Origin of the sequence: Streptosporangium becharense, assembly GCF_014204985.1 — a bacterium.
Taxonomy (GTDB): Bacteria; Actinomycetota; Actinomycetes; order Streptosporangiales; family Streptosporangiaceae; genus Streptosporangium; species Streptosporangium becharense.
Genome location: NZ_JACHMP010000001.1, coordinates 3,951,657 through 3,966,371, shown reverse-complemented (window position 1 = coordinate 3,966,371; position 14,715 = coordinate 3,951,657). Strand labels below are relative to the sequence as shown.

The window sequence follows — 14,715 nt, the reverse complement described above, 5'->3', positions numbered from 1 at the left end:
GCTAGGGCAGCGGGATCCGGAACCGGTCCGGCGCCCCGTCGAAGACGCCTCCCGCCTGGTCGTCGACGCCGCCCTGCCGGACCACGTCCTTGTCGGGCCGCAGGATGTCCCGGACGACGAACGCCATCATGATCAGGACGGTGATGGCCCGGGCCCAGACGGCGGTGAAGTACGTGTCGCCGCTGATGCCCAGTTCCGCCTTGCCCGGCTGCAGGCCGACCAGGTAGAGCCAGATCGCGAAGAAGTACCAGCACTCGGCGACCTGCCAGAGCGCGATCGGCTTCCAGTTCGGGCGGGCCAGCACCGCGAAGGGGATCAGCCAGAGCACGTACTGCGGCGACCACACCTTGTTGGTCAGCATGAACGCGGCCAGGGTGAGGAAGCACAGCTGCATCAGCCGGGGGCGGGTCTTCGCCGTCAGGGTCAGCGCCGCGATCGCCACGCAGAACACCAGGAGCGAGACGACGCCCAGGGTGTCGACGCGCTCGGCGTCGCCGAGGAAGGGCCACTGCTTCTGGTTGAAGAAGTACCAGATCGAACCCCAGTCGATCCCGCGTTCCCGGCTGAAGACGTAGAACTCCTTCCAGCCGTCGAAGGCGAAGTACATGACCGGCAGGTTGACGGCGAGCCAGGCGCCGGCCGCGCCGCCGATCATCTTCAGGAACTCCGGCCACCGGCCGGTGCGCAGCGTCAGCAGGAACAACGGGCCGAGGAACATCAGCGGGTAGAACTTGGTGGCGATGGCCAGCCCGAGCAGGACGCCCGCCGGCCACTGCCTCCGCTGGGCCCAGGCCAGCAGCCCGGCCAGGGAGAGGACACCCGCGGCCAGGTCCCAGTTGATGTAGGCGTTGAGGATCGTCGCGGGGGCCAGGGCGTACCAGAGCGCGTCCCAGCGGCGGGTGGGGCCGGCCAGCGCGGCCATCAGCACCACCCCGACGATCAGGCAGATCGCCATCAGCGCGACGGTGAGGTCGTAGAAGACGACCTGCGGGTCACCCGTCGGGGTGGCGATCCGGCGGAACACCTCCATGATCGCGCCGATGCCGACGGGATACTCGACCGGGTAGTCGAAGTAGGGGATCAGCCCGTCGCTGAGCCTCTCCTTGAACCACAGCGGGGGGATGTCGCTGTAGCAGAAGTTGGTGAACTGGAGCGTCCCGTCGTGCCACGCGCCGCCGACCCGGCACGGCCATCTCCAGAACCAGGCCAGCACCGCCCCCAGCCCCGCGAACAGGGCCAGGGGCGTGTACGGGACCACCCGGACGCCGATCTCGGGCAGCGAGCTCCGTAGCGACTGGAGGCTCTTCATCACCGGCGCCGGCCGGTCGGTGTGGGTGTCGGCTGGATCGCCGCGCCGAACGCGCCGTTCTCGGTGACGTCGCCGTTCGGCGGCTCGTCCTCGGAGCCGTCGCCGTCCGGGTTGCACGAGCCATCCCAGGGCAGGCACTCGCGGCCGTCGGGGTCGTCCGTCTCGCCGCCCTCGCCGTTGTTCTCGTCGTTGGGCCAGCCGCCGTCGTCCGGCCAGCCGCCCTCGTCGCCGCCGTCGTCGAAGGTGGGGGTCGGCGTCGCGGTGGGCGTCGGCTTGGGGGTGGCCAGGTTGTGGACGGTCCCGACGTTGGCCCGCGGCGGGAACTGCACGACCTCGTGCTTGGCCGTCGCCGCGGCCATGAACTCACGCCAGATCTGGGTCGGAGTGCCGCCGCCGCCGATGAAGTCGGGCATGGACTCCTCCTTCCACAGGATCTTGTTGTCCGGGATCTCCCGGTTCGGCAGGCCGTACTTGTCGACCTTGAGCTTGCGGGTCCCGGCCCGGTTGTACGGAACGTCCTTGGACATGCCGACCGCGGTGACGAGCTGCGGGGTGTAGCCGACGAACCAGGCGTCCTTGTAGCCGTTGTTCGTGCCGGTCTTGCCTGCCACCGGCCGCACGCCGAGGTTGGCGGCCGAGCCGGTGCCGCTCTTGACCACGGCCTGGAGCGCGACGGTCGCGTCGGCCGCCGACTCGGGGCTGATGACCTGCTGCTCGGCGGCCTGCTCCTTGAGCACCACGATGCCGTTGTAGTTGGTCACCTTGGTGACCGTGTGCCAGTCGATGTGCTTGCCCTCGTTGGCGAAGATCGAGTAGCCGGCGGCCTGCTCGACCGCGGTCACCGAGGCGCTGCCGATGGTCACCTGGTGCTTCTGCTGCTCGACCGCGTAGTCGACCGCGTTCTTCTTGTTGTAGAAGGCGCTGCCCTCGGTCCGCTTGCCGACCCCGGCCGCCTTGGCGATCCGCGCCACCTCCTCGAGCCCGACCTCCTCGCCCATCTGGACGAAGGCCGTGTTCACCGAGCTGGCCATGGCCTTGATCATGTTGATCGGGCCGTAGTTGACGAAGCCGGAGTTGCTGATCGGGGTGACGCCCGGCATCTTGATCGTGGCCCTGCCGTCGACGTAGCTGTCGAGCGACTTGCCGCTCTCCAGCCAGGCCGCGAGCACGTAGGGCTTGAAGGCCGAGGCCGCCTGCTTGATGGAGTCGAAGGCGCGGTTGTTGAAGTCCTCGGAGTACTCGTCGCCGCTGTAGAAGGCGAGCACCTGGCCGGTCTTCGGGTCGACCGTGGCCAGCCGGGCGTGGATGGTCGGGTCGAGGTTGCCGGTGTGCTTGCGCACCGCCTCCTGGGCCTGCTTCATCATCTTCTCGTCGAAGGTGGTGTAGACCTTGAGGCCGTCGGTCTTGATGTCCTCCTCGGTGATGCCCCGGCTCGCGAGCTCACGGAAGACGATGTTGAGCATGTAGCCGCGCAGGCCGTAGAAGGTGCGGTCGATCTTGGGCTGCTTGACGAACTTCTTCTTCAGGTCGTCGAAGGAGCTGTCGGCGTACTTGCCGTACGCGCCGGGGTTCATCTCCGCCATGTTCTTCAGCGCGGCGTGGAAGCGCTCCTTGGTGGCGGCGTAGTTGCCGGCCTTCTCCTTGATGTCGAAGGCGTCCGGGTTCTGGATGCGACCGGCCAGGTAGGCGCCCTGTTGCGGGGTCAGGTCCTCGACGTCCTCGTTGAAGAACGCCTTGCCGGCGGCCTGGATGCCGTACGCGCCGCGGCCGAAGTAGATGGTGTTGAGGTAGCGCTCGAGGATCTCGTCCTTCGACAGCGTCTCGTTGATCTTGACGGAGACGAAGATCTCCTTGATCTTGCGCTGGATCGACACCTCCTGGCTGAGGCCGTCGTAGTAGTTGCGGGCCATCTGCTGGGTGATGGTCGAGGCGCCCTGGAGCTGGGCACCGCTGACCGTGCTCCACACCGAACGGGCCATGCCGACCAGGTCGATGCCGGGGTCGGTGCGGAAGGTCTTGTTCTCCAGCGCGATCACCGCGTCCTCGACGTGGTCGGGGACCTGCGAGATCTTCACCGGGGTGCGCTTGATGCCGTAGCGGGCGATCGGGGTCTTGCCGTCGCGGTAGAAGATGACGCTGCCGCGGTCGTCGACGCTGGCCTGCGCGGTCGTGGGCACCGGCGTGTTGGCGTAGGCGACCGCGATCATGCCGAAGACGCCCGCGGTGAGCACCACGAGGCTGGCCATGACGATCTTCCAGCTGGGCAGGAAGCGCTTCCAGCCGGTGCGCCGCGGCTTGCCTCGGCCATCGCCATCGCCGTCGTCACCGGGGCCGCGACCGGAGGGGCCACGCGGACCCTCGGGCCCGCCGGGACCACCGGGAGCGGAGCCGCCGGGGCCGCGTCCGGCGCGACGCCTGGAGCGTCCGCCTCCCTCGCCCGGCGGCGGGGCCGGGTCCGGACGGCCGGGCCGCCCGTCGGCGGCCTGGGCGGCGAGCATGGCCTGGGTGTCCTCGAAGGCGGCCTCGGGACGACGGCCGCCGGGACCGGTGTCACGACCGCGGGCACCGGCACCCCGCGGGTCGGCGTCGTGGCGGGGTGCGCCGCCTCCCGCAGGCGCCTGGCCTGTCCGGGCGCCGTCGTATCGAGGCGCGGCGCCGCCGTAGGGCGGCACCCCGCCCCCCTGGGGGGCGGCACCCGGGTACTGCATCACGACGGTGTGGGAGTCTCCCGCCGGCGGCTGCGGCCGTCCCGGGGGCGAGCCCCAGTCGGCGCCGTCGGTTTGGCCACCCTGAGACGGGGGAACGGCACGGGGAGCGGCTCCTGGGCTTGAGCGACGGCGCCTCCCCTGGCGAGCCGACCCGTCGGCGCCCTGCTGGCGCCCGCTCGGCTCCGGGTCATTGCTGTGGCTGTAACTCACGCGTCCTCGTTCGGTCATCAGGGTCTACGACGGCGTGCAGGCGGGCGAGATTACCCCCTGATCGTAAGTGATCCCGTCGCCTTGGCTCACTGGTAGCCGTCCTATTCGGTTGGATCTCCGTTACCGAGGACGAACGAGATCGCCAGGTGGTTCTGCAAACAACCTTGACAGACCTCTCCCGGATGGACGCGGGATTCCCCGTAATGGAAATGCGGCCGAGCCGCGCGAGGGTCATGCCCCACCTCCGCGCACCGTGACCACATAGGCGTCACACTACGGCTTTTTGCCGTTTGCCCCCAACCTCTTGGGAAAGTCGTTGATTGCGGTCTTATGTTGGTCAGACGTATCCTGTGGATGTATCGGCTCGATACATCGACGCGAGAGGTGGTGGTTTCCAGTGGCCGGTGGACGTGGCGGGGTGCTGGAGCTCGCCGTGCTCGGGTCGCTGCACGAGACCCCGCTACACGGCTACGAGCTGCGTAAACGCCTCAATGCTCTACTCGGCATGTTCCGCGCGTTCTCCTACGGCTCGCTCTACCCGTGCCTGCGTCAGCTGCTGGCCGACGGCCTCATCGTCGAAGACGGCGGGGCGGAGACGACCGGTACCGCCGCGGAGAGCCCCCTCCCGATCCCCGGCCGCCGGTCGAAGATCGTCTACAAGCTGACGGCGGAGGGCAAGGAGCGCCTGCAGACGCTCCTCACCCAGGCCGGTCCGTCCGCGTGGGAGGACGAGAGCTTCGGGGTGCATTTCGCCTTCTTCCGGCACACCGAGGCCGAGGTGCGCCTGCGCATCCTCGAAGGACGCCGCAGCCGGCTGGAGGAGCGGCTCGACGCCGTGCGCACCGCGCTCGCCCGCACCAGGGAGCGGCTGGACAGCTACACCCTGGAGCTCCAGCGGCACGGCCTGGAGTCGGTCGAACGCGAGGTGCGCTGGCTGAACGAGCTGATCGCCACCGAACGGCGGGCGGCCCCGGCGGGCGAGGAGCAGGAGGCCGGGCAGGCAGGGCGAGAAGGAACGTCCCGGGCGCCCGCGCCCGGAGCGGATGACCCGGGGCGGCATACCGCCTCGGATGACAACTGACGACCAGTCACAACAAAGGGGAGCGAGTGCCATGGGTTCGGTGCGCGTAGCCATTGTCGGTGTCGGCAACTGCGCCGCGTCGCTCGTGCAGGGCGTGCACTACTACAGGGACGCCGACCCCGGCACCCGGGTGCCGGGCCTGATGCACGTCAAGTTCGGCGATTACCACGTGGGTGACGTCGAATTCGTCGCCGCGTTCGACGTTGACGCCAAAAAGGTGGGGCGTGACCTGTCCGAAGCGATCGTGGCCTCGGAGAACAACACCATTAAGATTTGCGACGTGCCGCCGCTGGGTGTCACCGTGCAGCGCGGTCACACCCTGGACGGGCTCGGCGAGTACTACCGGGAGATGGTCGAGGAGTCCGACGACGCCCCGGTCGACGTCGTCCAGGTCCTCAAGGACGCCGAGGTCGACGTGCTCGTCTCCTACCTCCCGGTGGGTTCGGAGGAGGCCGACCGCTTCTACGCCCAGTGCGCTCTCGACGCCAAGGTCGCCTTCGTCAACGCGCTGCCGGTGTTCATCGCCTCGGACCCGGAGTGGGCTCAGAAGTTCGTCGACGCCGGTGTGCCGATCGTCGGCGACGACATCAAGTCGCAGGTCGGGGCGACCATCACGCACCGCGTGATGGCCAAGCTGTTCGAGGACCGCGGGGTCGAACTGCTCCGCACCTACCAGCTGAACTTCGGCGGCAACATGGACTTCATGAACATGCTGGAGCGCAAGCGCCTGCAGTCCAAGAAGATCTCCAAGACGCAGTCGGTCACCTCCCAGATCCCGCACGAGATGCGCAAGGCCGACGTGCACATCGGCCCCTCCGACCACGTGCCGTGGCTGGACGACCGCAAGTGGGCCTACGTGCGCCTGGAGGGCAGGTCCTTCGGCGACACCCCGCTCAACCTGGAATACAAGCTGGAGGTGTGGGACTCCCCCAACTCCGCCGGTGTCATCATCGACGCGGTCCGTGCCGCGAAGATCGCCCTTGACCGGGGCATCGCGGGCCCGATCCTGTCGGCCTCCTCGTACTTCATGAAGTCTCCGCCGGAGCAGTACTCCGACGAGGAGGCCCACGAGTACGTGGAGAAGTTCATCCGCGGCGAGGTCGAGCGCTGAGCCTGCCGTGAGCGGGTCCTGAACCGGCACCGATCCTCCTGAACCGGCACCGATCCGGCAGCGGTTCTGTGCCGGATCGGGTACCGGTCCGGCGTCCGCTTCGGCGCCGGCGAGGACCACTGACCGACGAAAGGCTCTCCACCCGCGGGTGGAGAGCCTTTCGTCGGCTTGGGACGACCGGCGCGGGCCGGGCGGCGCCGGACCACCCCGTCAGCGCGCGGCGGGCGGCAGCTCGGCGGGGTCGGCGGGGCTCCAGGCGAGCGGGTCGGCGCCCAGCTCGGTGAGCTGCGGCACCTGCTCCCGGCACCAGGGGGAGATCGCCAGGCGGTCGTCGAGGACCTCCTCGGCGAACTCCTTCCACGGCATCCAGCGGACGTCGTCGACCTCGTCGGGGTTGGGCACCGCGTCGGCGTCGACGACCGCCCGGTAGACCGGGCACAGCTCCCGCTCGACGATGCCGTTGTCCATGACGGCACGGTAGGAGAAGCGCGGCAACACCAGGTCGACCCGGGCGGCCCGCAGGCCGAGCTCGTGGGCGAGCCGGCGGGTCACCGCGCCGGGCAGCGGCTCGCCGGGCAGCGGGTGGCCGCAGCAACTGTTGGTCCACACCCCCGGCCAGGTGACCTTGTGCGATGCCCGGCGGGACAGGAGCACCCGGCCCCGCTCGTCGAACACGTAGCTGGAGAAGGCCAGGTGGAGAGGCGTGTCGGTGCCGTGCACCGTGGCCTTGGCCGCCGTACCGATCGCGTTGCCGTCGGCGTCGACGAGCACGACGTGTTCTTCAGGTGTCACTCGATCGAGAGTACGTGACCGGCCCTGCCCCCCGCGCCGCATCGCCGATACCCATGGTAAAGACCGGCGGTCCGGGCCCGTATCGGGGATGTTCCCGATGCCGTGCCCCGGGATGTCACGCGTAGGCTGAGCGCGTGTCATTCGTATCCGATCTACGCGTGGTCCTGGAAGGTCGGGACTTCCGGCGGCTGTACGGGACCCGTCTGGTCTCGCAGTTCTCCGATGGGATCTTCCAGTTCGCGGTGGCCGGATTCGCGTTCTTCAGCCCGGAGAAAAGCACGAGCGCCGTGCAGATCGCCGCGGGTCTGGCCGTCCTGTTCCTGCCGTACTCGATCCTGGGCCCCTTCGTCGGGGTGTTCATCGACCGCTGGTCGCGCCGGCAGATCCTGGTCATCGCGCCGCTGGTCCGCGGGGCGCTGCTGCTGACGACGGCGGTGCTCGTCGCCGCGGAGGCGCCCGACGCGGTCTTCTACGCCGCGGCGCTCGGCGTGCTCGGGGTGAACCGGTTCTTCCTGGCCGCGCTGGGGGCGTCGCTCCCACACGTCGTCCCGGCGGAGCGGCTGATGGTGGCCAACGCGGTCACCCCCACCTCCGGCACCGTGCTGACCTTCGTCGGGATCGGCGTGGGCTACCTGCTCCGGATGATCTTCGGGACCGACCACCGCGGCACCGCGGTGCTGCTGGCCGTCTCCGGTCTCGTCTTCGGGCTGAGCGCCCTCATCGCCCGGACGATGGGCAGGCAGCTGCTCGGCCCCGCCTTCGACCCCGACCGGCCGCAGGCCCGTGAGGCGGTGCGCCACGTGCTGAGCGGCCTGCTCGACGGAGCGCGACACATCGTCCACCACCGGGCCGCCGCGGCGGCGATGGGGGCGATGGCCACCCACCGGTTCATGTACGGCATGTGCACCGCGATGCTGGTCATGCTGTCGCGTTACTACTTCGCGGAGAACGCCGAGGACGCGCTGAACGCGGCCACCCTGGTGGTCGCCACCTCGGGGGTCGGCTACTTCCTGGCCATCCTCGTCACGCCGTGGGCGACCGAGCGCTTCACGATCGAGCGGTGGGTGCCGGCCATGCTCGTGACGGCCGGGGTGCTGACCCTGGTGCTGGGCCTGCCCTTCCGCCAGTGGGGCTTCGCGGTCGCCGGCCTCGTGCTCGGCGTCGCCGGGCAGAGCATCAAGATCTGCGCCGACACCGCCGTCCAGCGCGACGTCGAGGACGCCTACCTCGGCAGGGCGTTCTCGATCTACGACATGCTCTTCAACGGCACCTACGTACTGGCCGCGGCCGTGGCCGCGATGCTGCTGCCGGCGGACGGCAAGTCGACGGTCGTGCTGGCCGTCATCACCGCCGGATACCTGGCGGGTGCCCTGGTCTACCGTGCCGTCACGCCCGCCCGGACGCGCGAGCCGCTGTCGTCGTGACCCCGCCCGGGGCGTCGCCCCGGACCGCCGTCGTCGTGCCCCTCTCCGGGGCGTCGCCCCGGGGGTCGCCGCCGTCGCGGCTCTTCCCGGGACGCTCTCCCCGGGAGAGCCGGGCAGCGCCGGGTGGACGGCCGCCCGGCCCCGGGTGTCAGGCGGGGCGCTCGGCCGCCACCCCGTTCTCCTCCGCCCAGTCGAGCAGGGCCCGGGTGGCGGCCTCCTTGCCGACGACGCCGCGGTCGAGGCGCATCTCCAGCAGGAACTTGTAGGCGCGTCCCACGATCGGGCCCGGCGGGATGCCGAGGAGCTCCTGGATCTCGTTGCCGTCGAGCTCGGGACGGATCTTGCCGAGCTCCTCCTCCTCCGCCAGCCGGGCGATGCGCTCCTCCAGCTGGTCGTAGGTCTGCGACAGCAGCTGGGCCTTGCGCCTGTTGCGGGTGGTGCAGTCGGCGCGGGTCAGTTTGTGCAGCTGCTCCAGCAGGTGCCCCGCGTCGCGGACGTAGCGGCGTACGGCCGAGTCGGTCCACTCGCCCGTGCCGTACCCGTGGAAGCGCAGGTGCAGCTCCACCAGGCGGGACACGTCGGCCACCACGTCCTTGGGGAACCTCAGCTCCGTCAGGCGCTTCCTGGTCAGCTGGGCGCCGACCACCTCGTGGTGGTGGAAGGAGACCCGGCCGCCGGGCTCGTGGCGGCGGGTCTTGGGCTTGCCCACGTCGTGCAGGAGGGCGGCCCAGCGCAGGATCCGGTCGGGACCGTTCTCCTCCAGGTCGATCGCCTGCTCCAGGACGATCAGCGTGTGCTCGTAGACGTCCTTGTGCCGGTGGTGCTCGTCGATCTCCAGCCGCAGCTTGGGCAGCTCGGGCAGGACGTGTCCGGCGAGCCCCGAGTCGACGAGCAGCCTCAGCCCCTGGCGGGGGTGGTCGCCGCCGATGAGCTTGTCCAGCTCGTCGCGGATCCGCTCGGCGGAGACGATGTCGATGCGGTCGGCCATCGCGGTCATCGCGGCGAGGGCCGCCGGGTCGACGGTGAAGCCGAGCTGGCTGGCGAACCGGGCGGCGCGGAGCATCCGCAGCGGGTCGTCGTCGAAGGACCGCTCCGGAGGGCCGGGGGTGCGCAGCACCTTGGCGTGCAGGTCGTCGAGGCCGCCGTGGGGGTCGACGAACTCGCGCGACGCCAGGCGCAGCGCCATGGCGTTGACGGCGAAGTCACGCCGGGCCAGGTCGCCCTCCAGGGTGTCGCCGTAGGCGACCTCGGGCTTGCGCGAGGCCGGGTCGTAGGACTCACTGCGGTAGGTGGTGATCTCCAGCATCCACCCGCCCTTGCGGGCCCCGACCGTGCCGAAGTCGATGCCGATCGTCCAGACGGAGTCGGCCCAGTCGCGGACGAGCTCCAGGACCGCCTCGGGACGCGCGTCGGTGGTCAGGTCGAGGTCGTTGCCGATCCTGCCCAGGAGAACGTCGCGGACGGAGCCGCCCACGAGGGCGATCTGGTAGCCCTTGGCGGCGAAGAGCTCGCCGAGTTCGTCGGCGACGGGTGCGATCTTCCGGAACAGCTCGGCCATGCCGTCGCGCTGGGTCTGGGTCAGATTTGAAAGGGACAAGCCGGGTAGGTCCTTCGGTTACGGAACATGTTCCCCTACGGGGATACACCTGAAGCGATCACCAGGTTACGGTCAGTCAGGGAACCTCGGGGGCCGTGCGTCGAGGCAAGGAGCAGATACATGAAGGACGCCCTCGCGATCCACCGCTGGCTCCTCGCACACCAGGTCCATCATGAGATCGTACGCCTTCCGCGCGCGATGACGTGTGTCGACGAGCTGCCGGAGGTGCTGTCGGTGAGCCCGGCGGTCTGTGTGGGCGTGACGGTCTACGAGGTCACGACCCGGATCGGTCAGGAGCCTGTGGCGGTCGTCACCTCGGTCGGCTCCCCTCCTCTCCTCGATGTGGTCGGCGGCGTCCTGGGTGCCCGCCGGATCCGGCACGCCCCCGACTACACCGTCAACGCCGCCACCGACTACGCCGCGGGACTGGTCTGCCCGCTGCTGCTGCCCGACGAGCTGACGGTGCTGGTGGACGAGCGGCTCACCGGCACCGCCGTGCCCGTTTACACCCCCATCGGGGAGCGTCGCACGGCGCTCCTGATCCGCGCCGACCACCTGCTCGCGCTGGTTCCGGGGAAGATCGTCGACCTGACCCGGCCCGGCCCCCGAAGGGAGCCGATGACCTTTCCTCTGGCCGGATAGGCCATAGCATTGCGGGCGTGCGCCGTACTCGACCCATGGCCGGCACGTGATCCCCATCCACAAGGCCGCGCTGCTCACCGTACTCACCACCACGCTGTTCATGCCGGCGGCGGTGGTCGTCCCGGATGCGGCGAGCGCCCGGACGACCACGGTCAGCCGTCTGAACGCCCAGCTCGTGCTGGAGGAGATCGGACCGGACGCCCCCCGTGAGCCGACCACCGAGATCAAGGTGGCCGGTTCCCTGGTCAACGCGGGCACCGAGACCCTGGCCGGTCTGCGCATCCAGATGCGTTACGCGCAGCAGCCCTTCACGCAGCGGGCCGAGCTGGACGCCTACCTGAGCGGGCAGGGCCTGCAGCCGGGCGCCTGGCGTGACCAGCGTTACATCCAGGCACCGCTCGCCCCCTCGGCCAAGACGCCGTGGGAGTTCACCTTCACCCCGCAACTGCTGAGCCTGACCCGCTTCGGCGTCTACCCGATCATGATCGAGGTGCTCGACTCCTACGGGCAGCAGATCGCCACCCAGCGCACCGTGGTGACCTACATGCCCCGGGGCACCAAGGTGGCGCGCACCAAGCTCGCCATGGTGCTGCCGATCATCGACCAGCCGCGCAGGAGCGACGACGCCACCTTCGTCGACGAGGGCCTGCCCGCCGCCATGGCGTCCGGCCAGCGGCTCGGCGACCTGCTCAAGATCGCCCAGGACACCGCCTCCGCCAAGGGCCTCACCTGGGTGGTCGACCCCGCGCTGCTCGACGACGCGAGGGCGATGGGCAGGTCGCACACGGTCAGGGTCAAGGACCGTGCCCAGCAGCGCCCCGCCAGCACCGAGGCCACCACCTGGCTCGACGACCTGCGCACGGCCCTGGCCGACCACCCCGTCGTGGCGACCCCGTACGCCGACCCCGATGTGACCGCGCTGGCCCACAACGGCGTCGACGACGTCACCGGGAGCGGTATCGAGGCGGCCAGGACCGTCGCGCAGGAGACCCTCGGGCGCGAGGTGATCACCAACGTGAACTGGCCGGTCAGCGGGATGGTCGACTACGACGCGCTGGACCTGCTGGCCACCAGCGGTGTCGACACCGTACTGCTGAACGTGCTCAACCTGCCGCCGTCGCCGCCTCCCGTCACCACCCCCGACGCCACCGCGGCGCTGGAGAGCGTCAACGGCACGGTCACCGCCCTGGTCGCCGACGCGGCGCTGAGCGAGACCGTCGGCGCCGACACCTCGGTGCCCGGGGCGGCGCTGGCGAACCGCCAGCGCTTCATCGCGGAGACCGCCATGATCAGCGCGGAGCCGGTCACCGGCCCGCGGACCGTGGTCGCCGCCCCGCACCGCCGCTGGGCCCCCGACCCGAAGTACGTCACCGACCTCGTCGAGACGGCCTCCTCCCTGCCGTGGCTGGCCCCCGCCACCATCGACACGGTCAAGCGCCGCAAGGGCGCCGTGACCCCGCGGGCGGGCCTCACCTACACCGACGACGACCGGCGCCGCGAGCTCGGCAAGCAGTACATGACGAGTGTCCGGAAGGTCGGCGCCCGCGCCGACCTGACCTCCGCGATCACCAGTGCCCCGGACGTGGACGTCTTCGACCTGGCCATGCTGCGGCTCGCCTCCTCGGCCTGGCGGGGCAAGACCGACGCCGCGGCGCCGTACGTCCAGCAGGTCGGCACGGCCGTCGACGGCCGGATCGGCAAGGTCTCCATCACCGGTACCGAGCAGTCGCGGCTGCGTACCCTGGCCGGCACCAACGGCGACGTGCCGATCAGCGTCCGCAACGACCTGGAGGGCCCGCGCAGCCAGGTCCTGGTCCGGCTGAGGGTGACCTCCGACAAGCCTGACCTGCTGCGGATCGAGCCGTACGAGGCCGACAGCGAACCGATCCTGATCGAGGGCGGCCAGAACCGGATCATCCCGGTGCAGATGACGGCGGCGGCCAGCGGGCAGACCACCGTGACGGTCCAGCTCACCACCGCCGACGGCCGCAAGTACGGCGCGCCGGTCGAGCTGACCGTGCGGACCACCGGCTACACCGGGATCGCCCTGGTGATCGTGGGAGCGGCCCTCGCGGTGATGCTGGCCGCCGTGGTCCTGCGCGTGCTGCGCCAGCGCCGGGGCCGGCGCGGTCCCGCGTCCCGGACGCAGGGCCGGCGGGCGCCCGAGCCGGCCACCACCGAGTCCTGAGCCCCGGCTTCGAGCATCCAGCGGAGGAATACGCATGAGCAAGGTCCTGCGTGCGAGCGCGATCATGGCGGCGGGGACGATGGTCTCCCGCGTCACCGGTTTCGTCCGCACCGCGGTGCTCGCGGCGGCCATCGGGACCTACGCGCTCGGCGACGCCTACAACGTCGCGTACACGATCCCGCTCATCCTGTTCGACCTGCTCATCGGCGGGGTCCTGAGCAGCGTCGTGGTGCCGATGATCATCCGGCGGCAGAAGGCCGACCCCGACGGGGGCCGCGCCTACGAGCAGCGGCTGATGACGCTCGGCACCGTCGCGCTGGTGGTGGTCGCGGCGGTCGCGGTGGCGCTGGCCGGGCCGCTGATCGGCCTCTACAGCACCGGCTGGGACGCCCGGCGGACCGAGGTCGCGGTCACCCTCGCGCGGTACATCCTGCCGATGATCGCCTTCTTCGGGATCGGCGCGATCGCCGGCGCGATCCTCAACACCCACGACAGGTACGCCGCCCCGATGTGGGCACCGGTGCTGAACAACATCGTGATGATCTGTGTCGCGGTCGTCTACTACGTGGTCGCCGGCGAGGCGGGGTCGGAGATCGCCACGGTGACGGACGCCGACCTGTTCCTGCTGGGCGTCGGCACCACCGCCGGGATCGTGGCCCAGTGCCTGGTGCTCGTCGCCGCCCTGCGCCGGGTGGGCTTCCGGTTCCGGCCCCGGTTCGGCCTGCGTGACGCCGGGCTCGGCGAGATGGGCCGGACCGCCGTGTGGACCTTCGCCTACGTCGGGATCAGCCAGCTCGGCTTCCTGATCACCACCAGGCTCGCCACCGGCGCGGGCGAACAGGTACCCGGCGCGGGCAACTCGGCCTACTCCTACGCCTACCAGTTCTTCCAGCTCCCGTACGGGATCATCGCGGTCTCGGTGATCACCGCGATGCTGCCCAGGATGACCCGGGCGGTCAACGACGGGCGGCTCGACACGGTCGGCGAGGAGTTCGCCTCGGGGGTGCGGCTGGTGTCGGTGCTGCTGGTGCCCGCCGGGCTGCTGCTGATGGTGCTGGGGCCCGCGGTGACCGTGCTGATCTTCTCGTGGGGCAACATGACCGTCGACTCGGCGGTCTACATCGGCAACGTGCTCCAAGTCTTCGGGCTGGCGCTGGTGCCGTTCTCGGTCTTCCAGCTGCTGCTGCGCGTCTTCTACGCCTTCGGCGACACCCGCACCCCGGTCCTCCTCGCCGCCGGCAACGTGGCGGTGAACGCGGCGCTCAGCACCGCGGCCTACTTCCTCCTCCCGGCCCGCTACATCGTGATGGGCCTGGCGCTGGCCTTCACCGTCGCGTACGTGACGGGCACCGCGGTCGCCTGGGTCATGGCCTCCCGCCGGGTGCACGGCCTGGGCGGACGCGCGGTCGCCGCCGGGCTGTCGCGCATGTATCTGGCGGCGCTGCCGGCCGCGGCGGTCGCGCTGGGCGTACTGTGGCTGACGCAGGAGCTGACCGCGCTGAACGCGCTGAGCGCGGCCGTCATGCTGGCGGCGGGCGGAGGAGTCGGTATGGTTCTTTACTTGGCGATCGCCCACCGGATGCGCATCCCCGAGGTGAGTTCGATCGTTGGAATGGTGGCAGGACGGGTAGGCCGGTAAGCCAAAGACTTGTC

Annotated in this window: 10 protein-coding genes; 6 read left to right on the top strand and 4 right to left on the bottom strand. The window is 70.2% G+C overall.

What is annotated here, in order from left to right:
* Position 1: 1 nt before the first annotated feature.
* Together F4562_RS17430 and F4562_RS17425 are read right to left on the bottom strand one after the other, a co-directional pair.
* Positions 2-1,309, bottom strand: a complete 1,308-nt coding sequence (locus F4562_RS17430; protein WP_184543392.1) for a glycosyltransferase family 87 protein — start codon at positions 1,307-1,309, stop codon at positions 2-4.
* Positions 1,309-4,017, bottom strand: a complete 2,709-nt coding sequence (locus F4562_RS17425; protein ID WP_184543394.1) for a transglycosylase domain-containing protein — start codon at positions 4,015-4,017, stop codon at positions 1,309-1,311. The genes F4562_RS17430 and F4562_RS17425 overlap by 1 nt, the downstream gene beginning before the upstream one ends.
* A 607-nt stretch (positions 4,018-4,624) precedes the next feature.
* On the opposite strand from F4562_RS17425, the gene F4562_RS17420 reads away from it, so the two are divergent.
* Both F4562_RS17420 and F4562_RS17415 read left to right on the top strand, forming a co-directional pair.
* The gene (locus F4562_RS17420) at positions 4,625-5,308 is read left to right on the top strand and encodes a PadR family transcriptional regulator (RefSeq protein WP_184543396.1); all 684 of its coding nucleotides are present in this window, start codon (positions 4,625-4,627) and stop codon (positions 5,306-5,308) included.
* Between the two features lie 31 nt (positions 5,309-5,339).
* Entirely contained in the window at positions 5,340-6,419 is a 1,080-nt protein-coding gene (locus F4562_RS17415; protein WP_184543398.1) for an inositol-3-phosphate synthase, read from the top strand.
* Positions 6,420-6,629: 210 nt separating this feature from the next.
* Here F4562_RS17415 and idi read toward each other — a convergent pair whose 3' ends face one another.
* Positions 6,630-7,211: an isopentenyl-diphosphate Delta-isomerase gene (gene idi, locus F4562_RS17410; protein WP_311734077.1), complete on the bottom strand. Its 582-nt coding sequence runs from the start codon at positions 7,209-7,211 to the stop codon at positions 6,630-6,632.
* Between the two features lie 134 nt (positions 7,212-7,345).
* Here idi and F4562_RS17405 point away from each other — a divergent pair, with 134 nt between their 5' ends.
* The gene (locus F4562_RS17405) at positions 7,346-8,635 is read left to right on the top strand and encodes an MFS transporter (protein ID WP_184543401.1); all 1,290 of its coding nucleotides are present in this window, start codon (positions 7,346-7,348) and stop codon (positions 8,633-8,635) included.
* A gap of 148 nt (positions 8,636-8,783) precedes the next feature.
* On the opposite strand, the gene F4562_RS17400 is transcribed toward F4562_RS17405, so the two are convergent.
* Positions 8,784-10,193 (bottom strand): CCA tRNA nucleotidyltransferase, encoded by a 1,410-nt coding sequence (locus F4562_RS17400; protein WP_184543560.1) that lies wholly within the window; start codon positions 10,191-10,193, stop codon positions 8,784-8,786.
* Between the two features lie 159 nt (positions 10,194-10,352).
* Between F4562_RS17400 and F4562_RS17395 the strand changes: the two genes are divergently transcribed.
* Genes F4562_RS17395 through murJ form a run of 3 tightly spaced genes read left to right on the top strand, consistent with a single transcriptional unit; the run spans position 10,353 to position 14,701 of the window.
* Positions 10,353-10,874, top strand: coding sequence for an aminoacyl-tRNA deacylase (locus tag F4562_RS17395; RefSeq protein WP_184543403.1), 522 nt, complete (start codon positions 10,353-10,355; stop codon positions 10,872-10,874).
* A 46-nt stretch (positions 10,875-10,920) separates the two neighbouring features.
* Positions 10,921-13,062 (top strand): DUF6049 family protein, encoded by a 2,142-nt coding sequence (locus F4562_RS17390; RefSeq protein ID WP_184543404.1) that lies wholly within the window; start codon positions 10,921-10,923, stop codon positions 13,060-13,062.
* 34 nt (positions 13,063-13,096) lie between these two features.
* A complete protein-coding gene (gene murJ / locus F4562_RS17385; protein WP_184543405.1) occupies positions 13,097-14,701 on the top strand; it encodes a murein biosynthesis integral membrane protein MurJ in 1,605 nt (534 codons plus the stop codon).
* Positions 14,702-14,715: the final 14 nt, after the last annotated feature.

Excerpts from the sequence above, each read along its gene's own strand:
- F4562_RS17425 (WP_184543394.1), bottom strand. The coding sequence starts at position 4,017 with ATGCAGTACCCGGGTGCCGCCCCCCAGGGGGGCGGGGTGCCGCCCTAC.
- F4562_RS17400 (WP_184543560.1), bottom strand. The coding sequence starts at position 10,193 with ATGGCCGAGCTGTTCCGGAAGATCGCACCCGTCGCCGACGAACTCGGC.
- F4562_RS17430 (WP_184543392.1), bottom strand. The coding sequence starts at position 1,309 with ATGAAGAGCCTCCAGTCGCTACGGAGCTCGCTGCCCGAGATCGGCGTC.
- F4562_RS17395 (WP_184543403.1), top strand. The coding sequence starts at position 10,353 with ATGAAGGACGCCCTCGCGATCCACCGCTGGCTCCTCGCACACCAGGTC.
- F4562_RS17415 (WP_184543398.1), top strand. The coding sequence starts at position 5,340 with ATGGGTTCGGTGCGCGTAGCCATTGTCGGTGTCGGCAACTGCGCCGCG.
- murJ (WP_184543405.1), top strand. The coding sequence starts at position 13,097 with ATGAGCAAGGTCCTGCGTGCGAGCGCGATCATGGCGGCGGGGACGATG.